Below are 24,142 nucleotides of genomic sequence, written 5' to 3' on the forward strand. Positions count from 1 at the left end.
AAAAAATAGCGGCTATGCCGTTATTTAATCAAAACATTGAGCAAAATTTATTGTTCTGCTCATCCCTTAACTAGCACTTGGTTTACCTGTCTCTTTCATCTCACGGATGCGATCCATAATGACATCGGTAACAGCCTCGAGAGATTCGCTCCCCGCACCGGCAAATTGACTAAGGTCTACAGGAGCACCGTAGACAACGACCATGCGTCGAAAGGGTTTATACTGGCCGATAATAGCCGCTGGAATAACTGCTGCGCCACTTCGAAGTGCAAAGCTAGCAGCACCCTTCTTGGCCACTCCGGCATCAGAGTTACGCGTACCCTCCGGGAAGATACCCATGACATTACCATTACGAAGTGTGTTAAGGGCCGTCTTTATGGATTCTTTGCTTACGCCGCCACGTTTCACCGGAAAAGCACCCAATTTATTAATGAGCCAGCCAAGCACCGGAACCTCAAACAGTTCAGCCTTAGCCATATACTTTACCTGACGGTCCAGCTTAATTCCAATAGTCATTGGATCAAGCAGACTAATGTGGTTAGCGCAGAGCAGTACCCCGCCCTCCTTTGGCACATTTTCTTTCCCCACAATCTTAAGCGGGAAAAGGATTGCGTAAATCAAGCGAAGCAATCCAACACAAATTGCATAAATCATAAATGATTTCTCTCCCCGTCAACATGAGATCTACAGTGGGATACAATGGCCTCCACAACTTGATCGATATTCATTAAGGTCGTATCCAGAAGAATAGCATCCTCTGCACGGCGCAGCGGTGAAATCTCCCGTCCTTCATCCAGACGGTCCCGCTTTGCAATATCGTGTTCAAGCTGCTGAAGCGTCACCGATTCCGCGTCTCTCAGTTCCTTATAACGACGGAGAGCTCGTTCTTCCACACTTGCCGTCATAAAAATCTTTACCTCGGCATCCGGCAGCACGGTTGTACCGATATCGCGGCCATCCATTACCACGCCTTTGCGAAGCGCCATCTGACGCTGCAATTGACTCAGTCTGGATCTTACATCCTCGATCTTCGCATACTGCGACACAAGGCCGCTAACCTGAAGGCTCCGAATATGTGGGGTCACGTCTTCCCCATTAATCAGCACCTTCTGAATGTCTCGTTCCGGAATAAGTTCAATCACCATGTCGTGAACCTTCTCGTTCACTCGCTGCTGATCTTCCGGTTCAATGCCTTCTTGGATCATATACCAGGTGATTGCCCGGTACATTGCACCAGTATCGACATAGATATAAGACAACTTCTGGGCTACCAATCGGGCTACAGTGCTCTTGCCTGCCCCGGCAGGTCCGTCGATGGCGACGTTTATTCTGTCATAAGTATGTGTACCCTGCCTATCCAACGGGGCATTCCTCCTCAAACACTCTTTCATAAAAAAGCATCTAGCGTTACGAAAACTATTCCTGCAATATCAAGGAGCACACATAAATTGTTATGCTTGATGATATTATCAAGAAAAAAGCAGGCATTGCCTGCGACTTATAAAATTATACCACAGTTTATACTTCAGTGCAAAATCAGACAGCTTAATAGAGCTGTTAAAAATGCTTATCTGTTGCGGAAATCAAACTGACGTTCGAAGCAATAACGGATAATTTTCTGGCGTTCCAAATCTGAAATAGCGACAAATTTCAACATGGCTAAAAGACGTCCATTCTCAAGCTTTTTAATGCGCACTACTTCACCTTCAAAATTGACATGCTCCGTGCTTCCGTTTCGATAAGGAACCAGTACCCAGCAGGACAATTTATTACCAACCTCCAGCTTTACTTGGTTATCCACCAAGAAGGAGATTCCTCCGCCACCAATATCATCTGTGCGAACCAGGAAGCGTTTGCCAAGGCTATCCTTCACAGCTAGCTCTAGATCAGCATTCACTCGGAAAAAGCTTCTTCTCTGGATCTTGAAAATCGAATCTGTCTCCGGCTTTTGAATCCTGACCATACGAATTACATCTTCTTTAAAGCCCAGCACATAAGTATTAAAGTAATTTTTAATGCCACCCTCAGTTAAAAAATAGACCGAAAGCTCGTCCCCCATAAAGAGCCTTTTTAGACGACCATTGCTCTCCTGCATAGGAATTTCAATCAGAAATGCGTCTTCTTCCGTCTCTGCAATTCTTGATCTATATTCAACTTCTGCTTCAGCAGCGTCACTGGAAGCAACCTGTATGTATAGATATTCGTTAATTTTAGGATACAAAGATGTCACCGCCACATCAGTTTAGTAATTATCACTAAGCCTGATTATAGCATGGGAATATCAGCCAGTCAGATATATTTTATAGATATTGCAAAAAAAAGGGACGCACCCAACTGCTGGATGCGCCCTCCCTTTTATTTTGCCTCAGACCCCGAAGAAGGTCTGATTTCTTCCACAGACTCTTCAATTCCATCCTCAGCGTTAATATAAATACGATACTTTGAGCCATTGACCCCTCCACCGAACTCGTAAGTCAAGACCTCGACGGAATCATCATTTTTAATCCAGGACAAGCGATTGTATTGCTCCCTGAAATCAGAATTCAGAAATTTTCTCGCCTCAGCAAGAGTAAGCTTTGGTTTTGGAAGCTGACGGTTGTCCTTATGCTCTTTAACATATTCGCTGGCCTCAAAACCGATGGTATCACCTGTATCCAGCCCCATACGAATAGTCATTTTTTCAGGATAAATCAATACATCATTCTGTTTGGTCACAAAGGTCAAATTCCCGATATTATCATAACGATCAGCACTGACTGCAGTCATATGGGGATATCCTTTTTTCTCAAGAAACTTCTCGGCTTTGGTAACTGCTTCTTTAATAGATACCTTGGCAGGTCCAATCTCACGGTTATCATAATAAGAGATCAGCAATCCGCCATTTTTTGTGAAATCCATACTGATGGTGTGCTTCTCATTCGAACCATTAACTGTTGCCGTATAGGATGGCCATTCGGTGTTCTTCCCATTTTCTTTAACATCGACTTTAGCGTTGGAGCCCGCATCCGCGAACTTCAATGCCTTACGTTTGATGTCTTCGGCAGTCACGGGGTTACCTCCGAGCATTTTGACGGAACGTTTATCGTAGATGCTTGCTACTGAAGGGCCCCAGTCTAGCTCAGGGTATGCGCCAACACGTTTATCCACCGTTTTGAAACCGTCAATAATCGTGTTGTCCTCCGCTTTATTTTCTGTTGCCAATGCCGTTTCAACATCCATCCAGCGCAGCCGGTTGCCAATGACTTTATTCTGTACCTCTTGCAAATCCTTAGAGATTTCTCCCGAGTTCTTATATAATGCTTTTAGATTACTCAATTCTCCATCTGTCAGAGGTTTTTTAGTGAAGTCACGAATCCCGGCTTTATAAGAAAAGTTGGAGATTTTGGACAGAAACTCCTCTGTTTTGCTAAATGGCAGCAAGGTCAGCGGCAGCTGATTAATCTCATTTTGGGCCTCACTGGTCATCCGCCACACATTGACGAGTCCTTTGCGGTGCATCCCGTTAGAAGCAGAATTAACCGCAAGCGTATTTCCAAGCTCACCATGAAGACGGTCCACATGATAGGACAAATCATGAAAGGCGCGTTGATATTGGTTTTCCGCCTTAATTAGTATTGAATTCTTCTCCTGGTTCTCCTGATAACCCCACACAAGCGCACCAATCAGCAGCAGCGCGGTCAGCGGGAACATTACAGCACTTAATCTTTTGTACATAGGGCTACAAGACTCCTTTCGATAGCTTATTGGCGTTAGTTTGACAATAAACTAGGAGTCTTATGCACTGAAGTTGCTACACCATGTGACTATAACGTCCGCTCATGCTCTTTCTTCAATCTCAAAGCCACTGCTATTACTGCAAAGGCATTGTTTAAAGCCGGTTTGAATGATACCATGCTCTTTAATCCCTCTTAATATGTAGGTCTCACCGCACTGTTTGCAAACGATACGTACTTTTATACGCAAAAAAAGACACCTCTCTCCTCTCTGGAATTCCTTACTAGGAACTGCCCTTCGAATATAAGTGTGTCCATCTCGATTATAGGTTAACCTCTTCTTCACGTTTCAGAAAGCGGAAAGGAGAACGGCTGTTGGCCCTAGCTACCTTTCCCATACCTCCATACCATAGGATAGCCATCAGAGGCACAATAAACCATATCCAATAGTTAGCTGTCGTACTCAAAATAAAGTCATATATCCCATGCCACATCCATGGCAACAGTAGCGAAAAAAACAGAATTCTCCGGGTCTTAACACCTTTTGAGAACTTCGCCCTCCCCATATGGTAGCCCATGATCACACCAAACATAGCGTGTCCAGAAACCGGAAGAAGTGCTCTCAGAAACATTGATCCGATTGAAGCGTTGCTATACCAAGCGTACATTACATTTTCTATTGTTGCGAAGCCGAGCGAAATCGCCACAGCGTATAGTATCCCATCATATGGCTCGTCAAATTCGGTATGATTGTAAATCATATGGTAAAGCACAAACCACTTTAGACATTCTTCCACGCCAGCGGATATGAGAAACGACTCCACATACGGACCGCCATTTAGTCCCAGCATCAGCCCTCTCTGAATGATCATGACAGGAAACACAATCAGAAGGCCGAGCAAGAATACTTTAATGACTACATGAAGCGGTTCTTGATCATACTTGTCTTTCAGATAAAAAAAGGTCAACAGAGCAAGTCCCGGCGCCACTGCCGACGAAATAACCGATAACACGAGCACCGAATAACCTCCCTACACCCCTAAACCCTATTACTGCCGTTACACAGCAAGGTAGATGATAACTTTGATACAAGAATGACCGACATATCACCAACAACAAGACTAGGGCTGATCGGCCTAAACAATGGTCATCAGCCCCTAGATCTTGCCTAATTACTCCTGACGCTTAAAATGAGTGCACAATAACTGGACCGCATTCTCCGGCATCACTGTTTTCCCATATTCATCGAGAACAGCTTCTGTGACCGGTGAGGAATCTCCAAACTCAGCTAGTACGCCAACAAGACCTGACAACGCCGTTTCTTCAAATTCCTTTGGATCGAAATACAGATACCATTTATTGTTATAAGAATACAGTTTCCCCTGGGAAGTAATATTACCGATGAGCACATGGGCCGCTTCAACCAGAACCTCGAAATCGCGGAATGCATATACAATGGAGTCGCTTTGTTCAAGAGTAACTTCCATTTCATAAATCTCTTCTGGCAATTCTTCTTCCCCGGACGCACCGTACTGATGGTGATCATATTTTCCTCGGGTCACTATAACGACCATACCTTGCGCGGGCAATGCGAAAACTTCTACGGCAAGCGGACCCGTGGCATCAAAACCTAGTTCACTATATGCTTGATCCATCATCTCCGTAAACAGGTCATGAACCTTAGGAACTTCCTGCCACATGTCTTCCTTCTGGATGCCCCGCTCGCTCAGGTCGTCAAAAGTGAGGAAAATCCGTATCTTATCTTGACTTAATCGCTCTATTCTCATGACAGGATCCTCCTTTTGCAAGCTCATTTATTATAATGTATGATGAGTCCCGAGTAATGAGCCAAAAATGGTTACTATGTAAGTATGTTATCATTTTGCCGAGATAAATGCACGTAAATAAATATATAAAATCCTCTCTATTGAATAAACCATTTTCAGAGCCCTGAATAATAAAAAAGAATCATTCTGCGGAATATTTCATCCCCAAAATGATTCTGATGGAGTCCTTTACGGTTACAATCCCGGTATGGTTGTATGCGTTTCTTTAAGAATCTGCTCTACTTCGCTCTTCACTTCAGGATTGCTGCGAATGAATTCCTTTAACAATTTAAGATTGGATTCCTTCGACTTCACTGGTGATTCAGTCTTATGCTCAGTGGTTCCGCTACTTGAACCGTTACTTTGAGCATTACTGCTTGAAACAGCAGTGTTACCAAAACCAGTCGTGGCCATACCGATTATTTTTTCTTTTGCTTTATCTGCAGCTCCACTCATGGAACCACCCGATTGCCCTAGCGAAGACATTAAAGAATTCCGCTTTTTGGACATAATCATACTGGCTGCGGCGCCCATCAGCACCCCGCATAAAAATGACGAAGTATTCATATTTCCAGCCTCCTTGTATGGTAAAATCATGTTTAGTGTTCGCGGAAAGATTCCGGCTCATACAACCTAATAACAAGAAAGCGAGTTGAAAAAAGTGGGTAAAATGACATCAGTGCTCCTATTGGCTACCTTGTTGCTTACTGCCTGTGGCAACAGCGGTGCAAATGGAAATACAGCTAAGGAAACAAATGCCTCAAACAATCCGCCCACGGCGGCAGCTACACAAAGCGCAGAAACTACGGCGCCATCACCTGAAGCAACAGCCAGTCCTACCCCTGAAGCAACAGCAGATGGAGGTACTACAGGAAATAGTACAGCCAGTAAGGGCGAAGCATCCGCTGAAATTCCACTGCTGTACCATATGAACAAAAATTACGATATCGTCCCTAATGAGGAAGCTACAAATAAAAAAGTGGTTTTGCTCACCTTTGACGACGGTCCTAAAGATGCGGCAATGATTAACCCTTTGATGGATGTTCTGGACAAACATCAAGCTAAAGCCATCTTTTTCGTGAATGGTTATCGTGTTAAGGAGCATCCTGAGCTTCTGGAGTTAATACATAACCGCGGTGGAATTATCGGCAACCACAGCTGGGATCATATTGTATTGAAAGACAAGTCCTATACTGAGGTTAAAAAGCAAATCGAAGATGTTCAAAATATTGTCAAAGAAACGCTGGGAGAAGCTCCTCACTTTTTCCGTCCGCCACATGGTGCTGGCGGGGATGTTGGCAAGAAGGTCGCTGCCGAGAATGGAATGTTATACATGACCTGGTCTGTAGGCTCTCTTGACTGGGAAATGAAAGAAAAAGAAACGGGTAAGACAGAAAAATTGATCAGCAATGTTACCGATCAGCTGCATTCTGGCAGTAATATCCTGATGCATGAGCTACCATGGACCGTTGAAGGTCTGGATACCCTGCTCACTACACTTGAGGGCAAAGGCTACAGCTTTGTTGATCCGCGCAGCATTGAGCTAAAAATGCGTTGATCTCATTATCCGTACATGTCCGATAATTGCTTCGTCAGTGCAAATGTTTCAAATCAAACGAAAAATAGAAGGGGGTTCCAAAAGCCATTTGCATGGCTTTGGACCCCCCTTTTTTTACGCTACCTATTTTTCTTACTGGAAAGAGCAAGCACTATTGGGTTGATTTACGCAGTGTCAGCACATGCATTTCAGCAGGACTGCCCCAGCGAATTGGCAGATGTGCTGTTCCAAACCCTCTGCTGATCAGCAGCAGCGCATTTTTTGCGGAACCGTCACCTCTTGGCCAACTAAACTTTCCAGCGTCATATTTATGATAGAAATGCTCAACATGTCTTTGACCCACAAACGGAAGGATCACCTGGCCCCCATGCGTATGACCTGCCAGAATCAGGTCCGCTGGCACACTTTGGCGCTTGGACAACCAAAGCGGATCATGTACAAGAATTATACGACAGGTATCTTCAGCAGAAGTGTTTGTGGCTAATTGCGGAAAAGGACGGTATGGAGTTTTGCCCCCATTTTTCGGAAAATCAATTCCGGTTAACCAAAGTTTAGCTCCCTCACGTTCAAAAGCCACATTTTCATCCATTAACAGTTTTGCACCACTGTCCTGAATAATCTCATCCACCCTTGTAATATTAGCCCGATAATCATGATTTCCATGCACTACATAGGTAGATGCAATAGAAGTAACTAGAGTCATATTATCGACAAGACGATTTAAAGGGCTATCTTTTTCCGTTAGATCTCCTCCCAGAAAGACAACATCTACTCCACCCTTTAATGGCATCAGAAGCGCGGACGGAAGGCGGCGGCGATGGATATCTGTTATAAACAAGATACGAAATCCATCGAACTCTTCAGGTAGCGAATCTAGCATTATTTCCTCGGTAATAATTCTGTTTCTAAACGCGTTGATCACCATGATTATAACAACAGCCGCAGCTATCAATAGAATGGCCAAGACCACTCCCCATGCCCATGTACTCACCATAATGTACTCAGCGGAGGCGCTCCTTCAATTCCCCACCAAAGCAGCCCTATTAGCAAAATAACAAAGATAAAAATCAAAGAGTTCACAAACATCTTGCTTAGACGAACTTTTTCTGAAGAATAAGTATCTGAACGAGAAGGAACAGATTCTTCGTCCTTCTCTTTACTTCCTGTGGAAGAGCGCTTTGCAGAACCTGCTGGGCGGCGAGCTTTTCTTGATAAAGTTGCCGTAGAGACCCGAGCGGTAGCATTTTTCTTTATAGGAGTAGACTTCTTTTCAGGAGTAGCCTTTTTTACAGCCTCCGAAGTCCGCTTCTCTTTTTTACTTTTGCCAGGATGTTTGCTTTCACTTTTGTGTTGTTTTTGTCGAGACTTTACCCGGCTTAATTCCTCACTCATGATTCCCTCCTATAGCGGATCACCAGACCTGAGATCAGGTCGATGAAGAAGTGACATAGTATAGGGGCCCAGAGGCTGCCCGATTGAATGTAAATATATCCAAGACCATAACTGCTTAAGAACACCCAGCCGGTAGGTACAAAGTGACGTAAATAACGGACATGAATAAGAGCAAATACTATACTCGTCCAATAAGGGCCAATGGAATATTGGATGGCACCGCGGAATAAGAGCTCCTCACATACCGATACAATTGCTGCTATGACGATAATATGAAACACAGGGCGATTTCGAAATAAAAGGTCGTTTATTCCACCATCATCCATGCTTTCCTCAGGGACAATATGTGTCAATAAATAGTCAACAATTAGCATTGCAGCAGCAAGTCCGAGGCCCCATGCCACAAAATGTACTTTTTCTGGAATAATTAATAGCTGAAAAGGATTTCTTTTCTGAAATAATATCCATATCAAACCGATAATTAATGTGAGCCCCTGAGTGATATAGAGATTGAGCAGCAGAAGACGGTCTGTCAACTGGCCTGGTTCTACCTTTTTAACCTTAATCTCGCCAAATTTGAATTTTTTCATCGTGACCTGCCTGTTCTTTATTTTTTTCGGGCAGCTCCGAGAGAGAAACCGTCCATAGTGTTGCTATCAATACATAATACATAGGATAATCCCCCCAGAAAAAGGAGCATTTATTATGAGCAAACGTAAGTCCCGCAATCAAATGTTATACACGCTAGTTTTTTTGTTTTTCCTAGTTTGCGCCTTCGCCGCATTTTTTACTGGCGTCAAGGTTGGCGCAGACAAAACTGAAGCCAAATATGACAATCAATCAAGTATGAATGGTTTAGTAGAATTCACGGGCTCTTATCAACAGCAGGATCTGGTTACTTTCTATCATAACGTATTTTTGCCCTATCGGGAATTCAAGCGGAATTGGAACATTCAAGTAGATAAGTTAGCGCGCAGCACAGATGCTCGTATGAATGCGGCAGTAATGAAGAATCTAAGTATTCTAGCAGACCAGCAATATGAGAGAGTTAATCAAGATTCTATTTTCACTAACTCTCCTCTATTACATCAGTCACAGGTCAATGTACTCAAAAGCTTAACTTTATTTTCTAAAGCCTCCGGCAAAGTCTCTACTAGTGCATCTGGTGCAGAGACCGCAAAGTTATTGAAAAATGATGAATTTACAACTGGCGCCGTGAAGTACGGTCTGTTAGCACAAAAGAACTTCTATGATTCTATGCTAAAATGGGGCTCTAAGACAAACCAGAAAATACCTTCTGCACCTGGCGAACTAAAAACGATGTCTTTCATTCAGTGGAAAAAAATGCCCCTTCTTTTGAAGAATGCTTCTATCGCTGACATGATGTTGAATCGCGGAATTTTTGCAGGTTATGATCCTCAGGACATCACTGCTAAAATAGACGATATGATTTACTCAGGCACTGCAAACTCATTAAATCTTTCGGATATCCAGTCCTCAGTAACCTTGTTGATTTCTACAGGTGCTGTGCAGGAACAGGATTTTATAAAATGGCGGGAACAGTATTATAACAGGGAGACACTACCTCAGCTTCCGTTCTTTTTTGAATAGAACCAGTTATTGAATCATAACGAAAAATGAAGTTCACTTCAAGAAACGCTACTTGTAAAGCCTATTGACACAACTTGCATACCGTGTTACATTATGAAAAAATTAATCATTCAAAACCGATGATGGAACAAAGATCCTGGAAGTCTTCAGAGAGCCGGTGGTTGGTGCAAACCGGTGACGAACAGCTATCTTTAGCGCTCCTGAGATATTGTATCGAACCTTAAAGTAGGTACAATCGGATCAACTCCGTTAACAGTGTGGCCTATGCAGGCCAATGAGGCTGCTTCTTCCAAGTTGCAGTGAATTAGGGTGGTACCACGAAGATAACTCTCGTCCCTTACTACGGCAGTAGTATGGGGTTGGGAGTTTTTTTAATTCCCTAATCCCCCATAAATACTACCTTATGCCCAAAGTTACCGATTTCGCGGTACTCTTGCACGCTGTTTCTTTTGTGCGACACCGCGTTGATCTACTATTATTACATGTTTTTCTCTACTAGTTCGTGAACCTTCTGGTATTGTGGACAGTCCATCAGGGCGTCCTCGACATATAAAGCTTTTCAACTTTAAGGGGGATAAGAAACCATGTTTAAAGTATTAGTATCGGATCCAATCAGTGATTTGGGCATTCAGCAATTGATGGACGCAACAGATGTAGTTGTAGACAAAAAAACAGGTCTCAGTGAAGATGAGCTCGTTGCAATCATCGGTGAATATGATGGTCTACTCGTCCGCAGTCAAACTACAGTAACTGAAAAAATTATCGAAGCTGGAAAAAACTTAAAGGTCATTGGTCGTGCAGGTGTGGGTGTAGATAATATCAAGCTGGAAGCTGCTACTCAACGTGGGGTTGTTGTTATCAACGCTCCTGATGGAAATACCATTACAACTTGTGAGCATGCTTTTGCAATGATGATGGCACTGGCCCGTCACATTCCACAAGCTTATGCAAAAACAATTGGTGGAACCTGGGATAGAAAAACCTTCGTGGGTGTAGAGCTTCGCGGCAAAACTTTAGGTGTACTGGGAATGGGCAGAATCGGTAGCGAAGTGGCTAAACGTGCCAAAGCTTTCGGCATGGAAATCCTTGCTTTTGATCCTTTCTTAACTGCTGAGCGTGCTGAGAAACTGGAAGTAAAATTAGCTTCCGTTGACGATGTAGTCCGCGGAGCAGACTTCATTACTGTGCACACTCCACTTACTCCGGAAACACGCCATATGATTTCCCGCCCGCAATTTGAAGTGATGAAAAAGGGAATGCGCATCATCAACTGTGCCCGTGGTGGTGTAATTGATGAAATGGCGTTAGTAGAAGCTATTGATAGCGGTATTGTTGCTGGCGCTGCATTTGACGTATTCGAAAAAGAGCCGCCACAAGCAGATCACCCATTCTTGTCGCATCCAAAAATTATCGTGACTCCTCACTTGGGCGCTTCTACAATTGAAGCTCAGGAGAATGTAGCGATCGATGTATCGGAACAAGTACTGCATATTCTGCGTAATGAACCGTTCATCAATGCTGTAAATATTCCTCCAGTTGCTCCAAGCGTAATGAACAAACTCCAGCCTTACTTCACACTTGGTGAGAAGCTGGGCAGCTTTGTTACCCAAATTACAGATAGTGCTATTCGTGAAATCCATGTTGAGTATGCGGGTGATCTGTCAGATGTCGATACCCAACCACTTACTCGTTATATTGTGAAAGGCGTGCTCTCCCGCCACTTCGCTGAGGATGTTAACATCGTTAACTCCATGCACTTGGCAAAAACACGCGACGTTAATGTAGTAATAACTAAAGCTTCCAAAACTAAAGGGTTCACTAATCTGATTACCGTGACCCTTAAAACAGATCACGACCAAGAACGTCTCGTAGCCGGAACATTGCTGCAAGGTTATGGAGAAAGAATTGTTCAAGTGAACAAGTTCCCAGTTGATATCGCTCCTGAAGGACATCAAATCGTCGTATCCCATAACGACAAACCAGGGATTATCGGACTTGTGGGCACATTGCTGGGTGAAAATGATGTCAATATCGCCTCCATGCAAGTGGGACGTAAAATCGTTGGTGGCGAAGCAATCATGCTGCTGACCGTTGATAAAGCTGTACCTACTCATGTGCTTGTGAAGCTTGCTGGCCTGCCAGAAATCAACACTGCCGAAGAAATCATTCTTCTGTAAGCAATAAGATAGAAATCAAACAACAGAGCAGCGACTCTCCCCTTATAGGAGTTTCGCTGCTTTTGTTGTTGATCGTCGACCTATTTCGGCTTCATTTACAACACCGAATCGAGTTCCCCTGGAGACTTACGGACCCAGATGGCCTTATAAGCAATAACTTCACCTTTGAAGCAGTGTTTCGGACTCCAGTGCCGCTATTCCTCAAAAAGAGAGCTAAATCAGGTGTTTTGCCTATCAATAGCGTCTATGGGGACCGATAGCGTCCTAAATATACGAAAATGCTGCATTTAAGATCAGCTCTGTCCTTTACTGCTTCGTACACAGAAATGGGATCAAACAGATCAAGTTTGCTGTTTAGACTAAGAATGCGGGAACAGTCCGCCCATCGATGTCGGTAAATCCATACTTTTCAGCGAGCTTAGCAACCTGCTGCGGTTGACCGGTCATAGACATAACCTCAGGATCGGTTGCGAGAGCAGCGGCTGCCCTACCGATATAGGTTGTGGATTCAGTCATCTGCAATTCTTCAACCTCATGCCAATGCTCCTCATCCGTGTTCATGCTCTCCAACACCGCCTCTGTCCTCATCCAGCCCGGAGTAAGAGGAATAACTGCAATGTTGTCCTCTTTAAGCTCAATCGATAACCCGTAGGCCATGCGCACAAGTGTATTTTTAGAAAGATCATAATAGAAGTTTCCGAGATATTTGTAATGATCCCAAAAGGTTGTGTGGATGATTAGACCGCCAGCTTTTGCCTCGCGCATTAAAGGTATTGCGTAATAATTTGTTACCAACTGTGCCCTCACACCCGCATTAAACATATTGTCCCAATGCGCTGTTGGAAGCTCCCAGAAAGACTTCTGCTCAATAAGTAAATCGTTGCCGCCCCATACATTGTTGACTAAAATATCAAGCCGCCCTTGCTCTGAAGCAATCTGGCGAATGACCGTCTCTGTCTCCTGATCTTTTGTATGATCACATCGTATGGCGCTGCCGGACCCTCCCTCCGCTTTTATTTCCCTAAGCACGTTATCAATGCTCCGCTTGCTTTGCCCTGTGCCAGAGGCCTCTGTCGTTCTGCCCGTAATATAAACGAATGCACCTTTCCTTGCCAGCTCCAATGCAATTCCTCTACCAGCACCTCTGCTGCCTCCGGTGACCAATGCTACTTTTCCTTTTAAAGTCATGTTCTCAATCCTTTCTACATTTGTTTTTCTCTAAATGTTCTATATTTAATCCTTACCTTATATAAGTATAATTCTTTAATATGACATCAACTGACATATATAATATAATAATTAATTAAGAACTGACTAACATTTATTAGGAGGAGGAATGTTCCCTTAATGAGAGCCGATCGTTTGTTATCCATCTTACTTTTGCTGCAAAATCGTGGAAAGATGACGTCCCGTGAGCTAGCCCAGACCTTAGAAGTGTCTGAACGAACTGTGTTTAGAGATATGGAAGCCTTATGTACAGCAGGAATACCGATTCTTGCCGAACGGGGACGCGAAGGGGGCTGGATGCTCACGGAAGGATACCGAACCTCGTTAACGGGTATGAAGCCCTCAGAGATTGCTACTCTGCTGCTGTCCGCAGACTCCTCGATTTTAAAAGATCTGGGTATACAAAACGACTTTTCTTCTGCCGTACTCAAGCTGGAGGCTGCTTCGCCATCTAGGACGAATAATCCAGCCAGTTACCTAAGCCAGCGCATCCATATTGATGGTGCCAGCTGGCACCCTTCCGACGAGACCTATCCGTTCCTATCTATCCTGCAGGAAGCTGTTTGGGAAGATCGTAAAGTAAAGATCACTTACCCACGGAATGACGAGACGAAGGAACGTTTTATTGAACCTCTTGGGTTAGTCGCAAAACGTGGAGTTTGGTATGTAGTGGCACGAACCGAGGGTGAAATGCGGACTTTTCGCGTGTCAAGATTAATACAAGCTGAAGCAACTAATGAATCATTTGTCAGACCTGAGACTTTTGATTTAAAAAGCTACTGGGAACAGTCGACTTTAGCTTTTAAAGCAGCTCTGCCAAAATATGTAGTGAAATTAAAGGTGAATGAGTCTATTCTTAAAGAATTACAACGTGAAAGATATGTAACTATAACTTTAGTAGAACCCTCTGCTAATACTGGGTGGATGAACGTAGAGGCCGAGTTTAATACTATAGAATCTGCCTGTCGTATCGTACTCTCTTTTTCTCCTTCAGTTATTGTTTTAGCTCCTACCGAACTAGTAGGGATGGTAAAGTCTGCTATTAAAACAATTTCCACAATATATGAGGAATTTTGACATGAATTCTAAATATCTACTACTTAAAGAAGATTTATGACACTTCTCTATAGACCAATGACCTATAAATCCCCTATAATAACACCATTACATAAAATTTAATAAGGGGGACATTTTACCAATGAGCTGGATGCACAAACTTCCGTTAAAACAAAGAATTGTTGCCGGATGTTACCTCGTTGCCGCACTGTTTGCTATTCCTGTCTTAGTTACGTTAATGATTCTAGGTCAATTTCTCGTAGGAATTATACTAGTAGTTGTTCTTGCAGGTCTGACTTTACCTGTTGCTCGCTTCGTGGAGAGAACGCTTACATCATCTTTTGATGATATTGCTAATGTATCTCACAGTATTTCGAAGGGGGATTTCACTAGCAGAGCGGACGAAAATGGTTCAATGGGTGACGTAAGCCGCTCCTTTAACACAATGATTGATAAGCTCAAGAAGATTCTGACCGATGCATCGCAGATCACCCGTCAAGTAATGGATGCAAGCCGCGGAATCGAAGATAAGAACCAGAACCTGAAAATTGTTATGGCACAAGTAGCCTCTTCTTCTACCGAGCTCGCTCTTGGTGCAAATGAAATATCTACGGATATCGCTGATATGACAGAATCCATTAAAGACATTGAGACCAAAGTATCCAATTATACGAACTCCACCAAAGAAATGAACAGACGTTCAATACATACCTTAGAACTTGTTGAGCAAGGGCGCCAATCCGTAGATACACAGGCTGAAGGCATGCGTAAAAACATAGAGGCTACACAAAAAGTGGCTGATACTATTGAAGCTCTCTCACAAAATGCCCGCGGGATTACGATGATCACCAAGACCATCACAGAGATCGCTGAGCAGACCAACCTGCTGTCACTCAATGCCTCCATCGAAGCTGCTCGTGCCGGAGAGCATGGTCGGGGTTTTGCCGTTGTCGCTCAAGAGGTTCGCAAGCTTGCTGAGGAATCTACGGCTTCCACAAAAGAAGTATTCGGTTTGGTCCGCAGCATTGAGTCAGATATTAAACAAGCCATCGATAATATCGCCATCAATGAAGAGGTTGTGCAGGTTCAGAATGAAATGATCACTCAATCTGCCCATATTTTCGCACAAATTGTACAAAGCGTGCAGTACATTACCGAGCAAATCTCTTCATTCTCTGCGGAGAGTGATCTTATGCTAGAAAGTGCCTTGAAAATTTCCAGTGCAATTGAGAATATCTCAGCAATCACCGAAGAAACCGCTGCAGGCACTGAAGAGGTATCGGCGGCTATGAATGAACAGATTAATGCCCTGCAGTCTGTTGCAGAAGAAACGGAAAAAATGACCCAGGCCGTATTTAATCTGCAAAAAACCATTCATATCTTTAAATTCTAGTTCAAAACTATCAACTGCCACCTAAGCTGAGTCTTAGGTGGCAGTTTTTTTCGCGAGGCAAAACTTCATCTCTTGGACAAGACTTTCGTCAAATTTCGAGTTTTTTTAGCGGATTATGTTGACAAAAATTAATGAGGAATATATTGTAAAGGAAAATTATTCTTATCAACTATAAATTAATATTGGCAAAATCCTCGAAAGAGGATGACGCAAAACCATGGATCTACAGCCTCATTTTTTCGTTTGAGGCCATGATTGCCAGGTTGCAGAGGAACCAGGACGGCTGAACTATTGTTCAGTCTTAGCGGCGCCTTATGCCACCAACCTGTGCTTACTATAGAGCACAGGTTTTTACTTTTTGAGTATATTGATCTATCGTATCTATTCGGTAGATTAATAACTAATATATATCAAAAAACTTGTGAGGTGTTTCTTTTGAAGACAGTCGCAGATTACATGGCGGAAGCACTACGTAACCTAGGAGTCACCCATTCTTTTGGGATCATTGGCAAATCGATTTGTCCAATAGTTCTAAAGATGGTCGATTACGGTATTGAATTTATTCCCGGCAGACATGAAGCAAGCTCCGGATTCGAAGCAGCAGGGTATGCGCTGAAAACAGGTAACCTAGGCGTAGCATTTGGTACTTCGGGTCCTGGGGGAACTAACCTGCTTACAGCAGCAGCACATGCGAAAGCTAACAACCTACCTGTCCTATTTATTACCGGCCACCAATCCATTACAGAGCTTGGAATTCCTCAATGTCAGGACTCCACCTCTTTTCTGGCTGATTTAGCTGATATGTTCAGACCTGCCACCTTGTTCAGTAAATTGGTTGAACGTGGGGATCACTTTGGTACTATTTTTAATCATGCGATTTCTGTGGCCCTCACCAAACGGGGTCCTGTTCATCTTTGTATTCCTTTTGATGTACAAACTGAAGTATTGGAAGAATGCAATATTGTAATCCCTGAAAGAGAGTCTCTAATTAGTCAAGCTAATATCGATAGAGTCATCGATGCTATTCAAGCTGCTAAGAATCCTTTGATTATTGCGGGTAAAGGAATTAACCGCTCCGGAGCACATAAAGAGCTTGTTCAACTCGCAGAAACTTTTAATATTCCTGTAGTAACATCTCCTGGTGGAAAAGGGGCTATAGTCTGGGATCACCCGCTCTATCATGGTCCTATTGGCGTTGGCGGTTCGACCCACGGGGATGATTTATTGAATAAAAGCGATCTGTTTATAGTGCTTGGATCACGTTTAAGTGATATGACCATCTGTAATCTTAAACGGGAGAATCATCCAGCAACTTTAATTCAATTTGATATTGATCCAACCTTTGTCGGAAAAATCCTATTGTCCAAAACGATACCGGTCACTGGGGACCTGCGCGATAATTTGGTGCACTGCCTAAATCATATTGACCCAAGCACAATCACCAAACGTGAGGCTTTGGCCAATGCTGATTATTCAGAAGAGCTTCCAACCCTCAAGAATCTTTCACTGGCTTCAGTAATGAGCACTTTAAGTGATTTGATCCCTTATAATAATTCAATTTTCGTTGATGATGGAAGCCATGGATTCCACGCTGCAAAATGGTACAAGGTTAAGAAACCGGGCAGCTTTGTTTTTGATGCTTATTTTGCTTGCATGGGTAATTCGATCGGCATGGCTATTGGTGCAAAAGTTGCAGCTCCTGAAGAAACTGTCCTCTGCATTACAGGTGATGGTTGTTTCATGATGCTCGGCGCTGAGATTAACACCGCTGTCTGCAAAGATATCCCTGTCATCTTTATCGTGGTTAATAATAAGCAACTAGATATGGCTCTTAAGGGTATGGAGAAAACCACAGGTCGTATCGATGGAACTCTATATGAAGTACCAATGGACGCCGTGAAATTCGCTGAATCTCTAGGTGCTAAAGGCTACAAATGTGAGACTGCGGATGAATTCACAGCTGCAATTAAAGATGCGGTAGCTCTAAACCATGTTGCCGTTATTGAACTACTAACAGACCGTGATGAAGTCCCTCCGACTGCACACCGTACTTTGAACCTAAACTAGGAGGCTAACCATGAAGGAAAATATCAACAGTGGTCTCAACCACTTCACGAATCTATCAGGAGACTATGGCGCAAAAGCACTAGCTCCAATTAAAGACCACTTCCCTGACTTGGCTGAATTTATTATGGGGAATGCCTATGGCGATATTTTTCAACGTAATACTATAGCCCCTGACTGGAAGGAAATTGCAGTCATTTCATCTTTAATTTCAATGGGTCAATTCGAACAGCTGGGTGTTCATTATGTCATGGCCCTTCGTGTTGGAGTCACCGTAGAACAGCTTAAAGGTATTCTATTACACTTAGTACCCGTTATAGGGGCACCTAGAATCATCACAGCTTTTAATATCCTGCTTGCAACCATAGAAGAAATCCAATAACCCAACAGTTCGACAACAATATACAAAATTCGACTTTATTATTGCATGCACTTGAAAAATATGCCTATAATAGAGTCGGAATATCCCAATACTTGCTGTATAGTGTCGAATTTTGACTTTTATAAAACAGCTAAGTGGATATATAAAGGGCTGGATATTGCAGTCGAACTGTTTTGGACAAATTCAATCTATGGGAGAGATTTAGGCATGGGAAGTTTCATTTTGAAGACAGACACTGCAAATAAGGTTATTAACATTGAGTTGGATGGAACATTTTCTGAAGAAGATGGTCTAAAATCTATTCAAGCTTATCAACAAACTATCAATCCAATTACTCCAGCTGACTATGAACTAAAAATCGACTGCAGAAAGCTAAATGTAACTGCACCAGATGTGGTACCTCTTTTAGAAAGCTGCTTTGTAATGTTTAAGAATGATGGGTTTGTAAAAGTAAATCTAACGCTTGAAAATAACCCGATCCTCAAAATGCAGCTTTCCCGTCTTGGCCGTAAAGCTGGACTCGATAACATCGAGATCATTTCTGCGGTTACAGTCTAGATCTTTTAATCTTAATATGTAGGCCACATTTTACTGCTTTCCTGGAGGCGTATTATGACCGGAATTCGTATTAAAGGCATTGATATCTATCATCCCAGCAATATAGTTGGTAACGACTTTTTCATTAAGCATTTTGACGAAAAAGGCATTGATATTCGAGGTCTATTATCCGCATTAGGTCGTATTACACGGTATAGTATTAAGGATGCGGATGAGAATTCCCTTACGATGGCTTTTGAGGCTGCCCGGAATGTTCTGGAGAAAAGTGGTCTCACAGGTGCCGATATCGACCTTATTGCCTATGCAAGTCAAACTCCTGAGTATATCTTTCCTACCAACTCATTAATGATTCACCGTTTGATCAAAGGCGCATCCCATACAATCTGCATTGACAGCAATGCTAATTGTGCGGGTATGACGGCTTCAGTGGAACAGGTTAGCCGTCAGATGCAAGCGAATCCTAGGATTAAACGAGCGTTGATAATCGGCTCCGATTATGTAACCCCTCATGCCGATAAGAATGATCCAGTCTACTACGCTAACTTCGGTGATGCAGCGGCGGCAGTCATTCTTGAACAAGCTGAGGATGTAGTCGGTTTCATTGACTCTATCTACCAAACGAATCCTTGTGTTTGCGATAATTCCAAGTTCCCGTGCGCAGGCCTGGCTAAACTGGGTAAACAAGGTGTAGCGGCTGGAGAGTTTAATGTGAAGTTTATTCCTTTTGATGATTCCATTTGCATAGATGCTGCTTCTGAGTCTATTCGTACTCTACTATCTAACAACAATATCGCGCCTGAAGCCATTAAAGCAGCCTGCTTCTCACAGTTTTCATTGCCTAATATCTTAGAGATGTGTGAGAAAGTCGGTATTGATCGCAATGTAGCGGTATACATAGGGGATGAATTCGGATATACCTCTACCAGCAGCCCATTTATTGCTCTACATAAAGCTGTAACTACTGGAAAGATCGAACGTGGTGATAAAGTCCTGTTCTGGACAGTGGGCGCCGGTTGGCAAAATGTAGCATTTGTTATTGAATATTAGGAGCTATATAACAAAAAGCGGCAAGCTAGGGATTCACCTAAGCTTGTCGCTTTTTGTTATAAATATGAACGCAACATCAGGACTTACTTGCAAAGGTGAGCCCCTTTTCCGCAAGAGCACTCCGCAGTAGAACGATCGCCTTTGGCCCCAATCCATGTAGCTGCAGAAGCTCTGCCTCCGTAAGCTTGCTGAATTGTTGAAGCTGAACATATCCAGCCCCATGCAGGGCTCGAAGCGCCGGCTTAGATAGTCCGCCCGGCAGATCAGATTCGGTTCCGTTAATCATAGACATATACAGCCCCTTTATCACTGATATCCTTCATGCTTCTCCCAACCCATGGTACGCGCTACAGCGTCCTTCCAGGCGTTGTAACGACCTTCCCGCTCAGTTATACCCATCTCAGGCGAGAAGACCCACTCAGCCTTGTTGAAGCTCTCTAGCTGGGCACGTGTCCAGACTCCGGACGTTAATCCGGCCAGAAGCGCTGCACCTAGCGCTGTTGTCTCCGCATATGTGGTTCTAGTAACCTCACTGCCCAGGATATCAGACTGGAATTGCATCAGCAAATCGTTACGCACAGCTCCGCCATCCACACGAAGGCCGGTCAATGGCATGCCTGCGTCTTTTTCCATAGCTCCTATTACATCTCTAGATTGAAAGGCTAAGGACTCCAATGTAGCTCGTACCAGATGTCCTGAGGTAGTGCCTCTAGTAAGGCCAAATATGGCTCCACGGGCATACATATCCCAATAGGGTGCCCCCAGTCCGGTAAACGCAGGCACAACGATAACCCCTTCACTGTCCTCTACTTCCCGTGCTTTATCTTCTGAGCCTGATGGCTCCTCTATAAGACCAAGCCCCTCCTGCAGCCACTGAACGGCCGCTCCGGCCACGAACACACTGCCCTCGAGAGCATAATAGAGTTCATCTCCCATACCCCAAGCTACAGTGGTCAACAAGCCATGGCTGGAGGCTACAGCTTCTGTGCCTGTGTTCATTAGAATAAAGCAGCCTGTACCATAGGTGTTTTTGGCACTGCCGGGTTCTAGACAAGTATGTCCAAACAATGCAGCCTGTTGATCTCCAAGTACAGAGCGAATTGGAATATCCGCCCCAAACCACTGTTTGTCTGCTATTCCAAATTCGCCGCCAGACATTCTTACTTCTGGCAGAATGGTACGCGGAATACGAAGCTCTTGCATTAGCTCTTCATCCCAGCACCGTTCATGAAGATTGAACAGCATCGTACGTGAGGCATTGGTAACATCAGTCGCATGTACAGCTCCGCAAGTAAGTCTCCAAATTAGCCAGCTGTCGATCGTACCTGCCAGAAGCTCCCCTCGATTCGCCCGCTCTCGGGCACCATCCACGTGATCCAGTATCCAGGAGATTTTGGTAGCTGAGAAATAAGCATCTACAACAAGGCCCGTCTTGCTCGCAATAACTTGCTCCAGCCCTTTACTTTTAAGTTCTTCACATTGCTCTGCAGTACGCCTGTCCTGCCACACGATCGCAGGGTATATCGGTTTGCCCGTTGTTTTATCCCAGATTAAAGCCGTTTCTCTCTGATTGGTTATTCCGATGGCAGAGATCTCCTCAACCGCTATGCCACCCCGCGCAATCGCGTCTCTTGCCGCTGCGAGCTGTGACTCCCAGATTTGCTCAGGGTCATGCTCTACCCAGCCTGGATGGGGGAAGGATTGCTTAACATCATATTGACCTTGTGAGACCCATTTAGCCTCCGTATCGAACAATATGGCTCGTGAGCTGGTAGTACCTTGGTCTAAAGATAAAATCATTCTATGCCCTCCCAAGCAAAACCTACAAGATATGTTCCACGATGAACAAGATTAATGTGTTTGTTTCAACAAAAAGCACCTCTGCTGTCAGAGGCGCTATCACACATTGTGTTTGGAATTACTGTTTTTCGACAGGAAGTCTTAGCGTAAAGGTTGTACTTTCGCCTAGTTTGCTTGAAGCGGAGATGGTCCCGTGATGCGACTCTACAATATTTTTAACAATCGCAAGCCCAAGTCCTGTTCCACCTGATTCTCCCCGTACACGCGCCTTATCAGCTTTGTAGAAGCGGTCGAATATATACGGCAGATCCTCTGGTGGAATTCCCACCCCTTCATCCTGAATTTTAATCTCAAGATAACGACGACCTTCTAATACACAAGTTCCTGTATGAACTGTGATTTTTTTGCCACCCTGTGTGTGGCGGAAAGCATTATCGAGTAAATTGGTTAGGACTTGTTCCAGTTTATCCTCATCCGCTGCCTTCAGAACAGCAATATCGCTCTGTTGCTGCAAGTGAAGATGGATATCGCGCTCTTTGGCACGTACAGAAAATTTACGGTAGACTCGTTCCAGCAGTTCATTCATGTCCACCTGAGCTTTCATCATATCCGTATGTCCGGCTTCCATTCGGGCAAGATCAAGCAAATCCTTAACCAGACGCCCCATACGCAGTGATTCGTCATGAATGACCTGGATCAGCTCACTGCTTTCTTCGGGGGATGAAGCCATCCCGTCCAATAAAGCCTCACTGTACCCTTGCATCATCGACAACGGAGTGCGTATTTCATGGGAGACGTTAGCAACGAAGTCTCTGCGCATCTTTTCCAGACGCACCTCTTCCGTCACATCCCGCAGTACAGCAACTACTCCCCGGATGCTGCCTTCAGAATATAATGGTGCCATATGAACAGACCAGACGCCCTGCCGCACATGTACATTGGAGCGGTCATCGCCACCTTGTTTCAGGGTGCTTAAAAATAAAGGACGCAGGGGAGGCGGAACACTGCTCTCAGACGTTTCGGGATGGAGCTCAGCATCACTCGCATGTTCCCACTGCAAATCGCTCCAGCTCTCTAGCAGAGCTTGGCCGTGCGGATTGGTCAAAATAATCTGCCCTTCAATATCAAAGGTGATCACAGCATCGCTCATACTGCGCAGTACGCTAGATAAATGCCCCTTCTCATGATGCAGACTGCGAATATTCTCTTCAAGCTCCTCAGCCATATGGTTAAAGGAAGTCGCCAACTGGCCAATTTCATCACTTGTGACAAGCGTAAGCCTTGTTCCGTATTCTCCCCGGCGAATGTTATTCGCAGCTTCAATGACACGCTGCATCGGCTGAGTGATTTTGGTAAACAAAAATAACGCAAAAAATGTAGTCAAAGAAAATCCGATCATACAAGTATACATAAATAAACGTTTGATATCTCCGGAATTGGCAAAGTTACTGTCTATGTAGGGAAGCAAAAATAACCCCAAGGTAATAAGTACGACAGCGACCAGGCAGATGATCGTAACCCACAGTTTGCCGACAAGACTTCTCCAGAAGTTCACTTATTTAGGTACCTCTAGTTTGTAGCCTACGCCCCATACGGTCGTAATCATCGCTGCGGATTCCGGTGATACTTTATTCAGTTTTTCACGAAGGCGTTTTACGTGAGTATCTACAGTACGCAAATCTCCGAAAAATTCATAATTCCAGACATCCTTAAGCAGTTCTTCACGAGAAAATACTTTATCCGGCGAAATAGCCAAATAATGCAGAAGTTCATATTCTTTAGGTGTCAAACTCACTTCTTCACCACCAGCAGTCACACGGTGAGCATCATGCTCAATAATAAGATGAGTAAATACAATGTTATTGCTGGAATTGCTCTCCTTGGACAAGAAAGCAGTTGCCGAAGAACGGCGCATAATAGCCTTCACCCGGTAAATGACTTCACGTGGACTGAAGGGCTTCACAACGTAATCGTCTGCGCCCATCTCAAAGCCCTGAACACGGTTGATCTCTTCGCCTTTAGCTGTAAGCATTAACACCGGTGTTGACTTCACTCCTCTGAGTCTTGTCAGCACTTCCATCCCATCGATGCCAGGTAGCATAACATCCAGCAATATTAGACCGTAGTCATTTGCTGTTGCTTTACGAAGAGCGATTTCTCCGTCTTCCGCTTCATCGATTTCATAACCTTCTTTTTCAAGATACATCTTTAGCAGGCGGCGAATACGTTCCTCATCATCCACTACCAGAATTCTGTTTAAATGATCTGCCATTTCACTACAACCCCTTCATCAATACAGTAGAACGTAATCTTTAAACCATTGTGCAACGTTAACAGG

Annotated in this window: 24 protein-coding genes, 1 riboswitch and 1 other annotated feature; of the genes, 9 read left to right on the top strand and 15 right to left on the bottom strand. The window is 43.9% G+C overall.

The window, feature by feature from the left end:
- Positions 1-66: 66 nt before the first annotated feature.
- From NYE35_RS21615 to NYE35_RS21645, 7 genes are all read right to left on the bottom strand, one after another.
- On the bottom strand, positions 67-654 hold the full coding sequence (locus NYE35_RS21615) for a lysophospholipid acyltransferase family protein (protein ID WP_036676211.1): 588 nt from the start codon (positions 652-654) through the stop codon (positions 67-69).
- The gene (cmk, locus tag NYE35_RS21620) at positions 651-1,361 is read right to left on the bottom strand and encodes a (d)CMP kinase (RefSeq protein ID WP_339814714.1); all 711 of its coding nucleotides are present in this window, start codon (positions 1,359-1,361) and stop codon (positions 651-653) included. Before cmk ends, NYE35_RS21615 begins: the two co-directional genes overlap by 4 nt.
- A 206-nt stretch (positions 1,362-1,567) precedes the next feature.
- Positions 1,568-2,221, bottom strand: a complete 654-nt coding sequence (locus NYE35_RS21625) for a flagellar brake protein (RefSeq protein ID WP_036676209.1) — start codon at positions 2,219-2,221, stop codon at positions 1,568-1,570.
- Between the two features lie 134 nt (positions 2,222-2,355).
- Positions 2,356-3,714, bottom strand: a complete 1,359-nt coding sequence (ypeB, locus tag NYE35_RS21630; protein ID WP_076104441.1) for a germination protein YpeB — start codon at positions 3,712-3,714, stop codon at positions 2,356-2,358.
- Between the two features lie 322 nt (positions 3,715-4,036).
- Positions 4,037-4,732, bottom strand: coding sequence for a glutamic-type intramembrane protease PrsW (gene prsW / locus NYE35_RS21635; protein ID WP_076104440.1), 696 nt, complete (start codon positions 4,730-4,732; stop codon positions 4,037-4,039).
- A 153-nt stretch (positions 4,733-4,885) separates the two neighbouring features.
- On the bottom strand, positions 4,886-5,500 hold the full coding sequence (locus tag NYE35_RS21640; RefSeq protein WP_036676203.1) for a genetic competence negative regulator: 615 nt from the start codon (positions 5,498-5,500) through the stop codon (positions 4,886-4,888).
- A 234-nt stretch (positions 5,501-5,734) separates the two neighbouring features.
- A complete protein-coding gene (locus tag NYE35_RS21645; protein ID WP_036676200.1) occupies positions 5,735-6,106 on the bottom strand; it encodes a hypothetical protein in 372 nt (123 codons plus the stop codon).
- Between the two features lie 103 nt (positions 6,107-6,209).
- Between NYE35_RS21645 and NYE35_RS21650 the strand changes: the two genes are divergently transcribed.
- Complete coding sequence (locus NYE35_RS21650; protein WP_370510595.1) at positions 6,210-7,097, top strand: polysaccharide deacetylase family protein; 888 nt, start codon at positions 6,210-6,212, stop codon at positions 7,095-7,097.
- Positions 7,098-7,248: 151 nt separating this feature from the next.
- Here the strand turns inward: NYE35_RS21650 and NYE35_RS21655 are convergent, their stop codons facing one another.
- The 3 genes from NYE35_RS21655 to NYE35_RS21665 are packed head-to-tail and all read right to left on the bottom strand — an operon-like array spanning position 7,249 to position 9,079.
- On the bottom strand, positions 7,249-8,061 hold the full coding sequence (locus tag NYE35_RS21655) for a metallophosphoesterase (protein ID WP_341122030.1): 813 nt from the start codon (positions 8,059-8,061) through the stop codon (positions 7,249-7,251).
- 23 nt (positions 8,062-8,084) lie between these two features.
- Entirely contained in the window at positions 8,085-8,489 is a 405-nt protein-coding gene (locus tag NYE35_RS21660) for a hypothetical protein (protein ID WP_038572439.1), read from the bottom strand.
- Positions 8,486-9,079 (bottom strand): CPBP family intramembrane glutamic endopeptidase, encoded by a 594-nt coding sequence (locus tag NYE35_RS21665; RefSeq protein ID WP_341122031.1) that lies wholly within the window; start codon positions 9,077-9,079, stop codon positions 8,486-8,488. The genes NYE35_RS21660 and NYE35_RS21665 overlap by 4 nt, the downstream gene beginning before the upstream one ends.
- 115 nt (positions 9,080-9,194) lie before the next feature.
- Between NYE35_RS21665 and NYE35_RS21670 the strand changes: the two genes are divergently transcribed.
- Positions 9,195-10,100 carry a hypothetical protein gene (locus NYE35_RS21670; protein ID WP_076101483.1) on the top strand — a complete coding sequence of 302 codons (906 nt, stop codon included), beginning with the start codon at positions 9,195-9,197 and terminating at the stop codon, positions 10,098-10,100.
- Positions 10,101-10,210: 110 nt separating this feature from the next.
- Positions 10,211-10,441: a binding site (T-box leader), on the top strand.
- 243 nt (positions 10,442-10,684) lie between these two features.
- The gene (gene serA / locus NYE35_RS21675; protein WP_036676193.1) at positions 10,685-12,277 is read left to right on the top strand and encodes a phosphoglycerate dehydrogenase; all 1,593 of its coding nucleotides are present in this window, start codon (positions 10,685-10,687) and stop codon (positions 12,275-12,277) included.
- 354 nt (positions 12,278-12,631) lie between these two features.
- On the opposite strand, the gene NYE35_RS21680 is transcribed toward serA, so the two are convergent.
- On the bottom strand, positions 12,632-13,465 hold the full coding sequence (locus tag NYE35_RS21680; protein WP_036676191.1) for an SDR family NAD(P)-dependent oxidoreductase: 834 nt from the start codon (positions 13,463-13,465) through the stop codon (positions 12,632-12,634).
- A gap of 159 nt (positions 13,466-13,624) precedes the next feature.
- On the opposite strand from NYE35_RS21680, the gene NYE35_RS21685 reads away from it, so the two are divergent.
- The 6 genes from NYE35_RS21685 (at position 13,625) to NYE35_RS21710 (ending at position 20,004) form a co-directional block, all read left to right on the top strand.
- Entirely contained in the window at positions 13,625-14,581 is a 957-nt protein-coding gene (locus tag NYE35_RS21685) for a helix-turn-helix transcriptional regulator (RefSeq protein WP_036676190.1), read from the top strand.
- 121 nt (positions 14,582-14,702) lie between these two features.
- Positions 14,703-15,953, top strand: a complete 1,251-nt coding sequence (locus NYE35_RS21690) for a methyl-accepting chemotaxis protein (protein ID WP_036676188.1) — start codon at positions 14,703-14,705, stop codon at positions 15,951-15,953.
- 174 nt (positions 15,954-16,127) lie between these two features.
- Positions 16,128-16,224, top strand: a riboswitch (cyclic di-GMP riboswitch).
- 155 nt (positions 16,225-16,379) lie between these two features.
- Positions 16,380-18,020: a thiamine pyrophosphate-binding protein gene (locus tag NYE35_RS21695; protein ID WP_341122490.1), complete on the top strand. Its 1,641-nt coding sequence runs from the start codon at positions 16,380-16,382 to the stop codon at positions 18,018-18,020.
- Positions 18,021-18,030: 10 nt separating this feature from the next.
- On the top strand, positions 18,031-18,399 hold the full coding sequence (locus NYE35_RS21700) for a carboxymuconolactone decarboxylase family protein (RefSeq protein WP_036676184.1): 369 nt from the start codon (positions 18,031-18,033) through the stop codon (positions 18,397-18,399).
- Positions 18,400-18,606: 207 nt separating this feature from the next.
- Positions 18,607-18,957, top strand: a complete 351-nt coding sequence (locus tag NYE35_RS21705; protein WP_076101486.1) for a hypothetical protein — start codon at positions 18,607-18,609, stop codon at positions 18,955-18,957.
- 54 nt (positions 18,958-19,011) lie between these two features.
- A complete protein-coding gene (locus NYE35_RS21710) occupies positions 19,012-20,004 on the top strand; it encodes a ketoacyl-ACP synthase III (RefSeq protein WP_341122033.1) in 993 nt (330 codons plus the stop codon).
- A gap of 76 nt (positions 20,005-20,080) precedes the next feature.
- On the opposite strand, the gene NYE35_RS21715 is transcribed toward NYE35_RS21710, so the two are convergent.
- The 4 genes from NYE35_RS21715 to NYE35_RS21730 form a co-directional block, all read right to left on the bottom strand.
- A complete protein-coding gene (locus NYE35_RS21715; RefSeq protein WP_036676180.1) occupies positions 20,081-20,296 on the bottom strand; it encodes a DNA-binding protein in 216 nt (71 codons plus the stop codon).
- Between the two features lie 14 nt (positions 20,297-20,310).
- Positions 20,311-21,804 (bottom strand): glycerol kinase GlpK, encoded by a 1,494-nt coding sequence (gene glpK, locus NYE35_RS21720; RefSeq protein WP_036676178.1) that lies wholly within the window; start codon positions 21,802-21,804, stop codon positions 20,311-20,313.
- Positions 21,805-21,922: 118 nt separating this feature from the next.
- A complete protein-coding gene (locus NYE35_RS21725) occupies positions 21,923-23,359 on the bottom strand; it encodes an ATP-binding protein (RefSeq protein ID WP_036676176.1) in 1,437 nt (478 codons plus the stop codon).
- On the bottom strand, positions 23,360-24,076 hold the full coding sequence (locus tag NYE35_RS21730; protein WP_036676174.1) for a response regulator transcription factor: 717 nt from the start codon (positions 24,074-24,076) through the stop codon (positions 23,360-23,362).
- Positions 24,077-24,142 lie beyond the last annotated feature (66 nt).

The sequence above is a fragment of the Paenibacillus sp. FSL L8-0494 genome, assembly GCF_038003695.1.
Lineage (GTDB): Bacteria > Bacillota > Bacilli > Paenibacillales > Paenibacillaceae > Paenibacillus_AQ > Paenibacillus_AQ odorifer.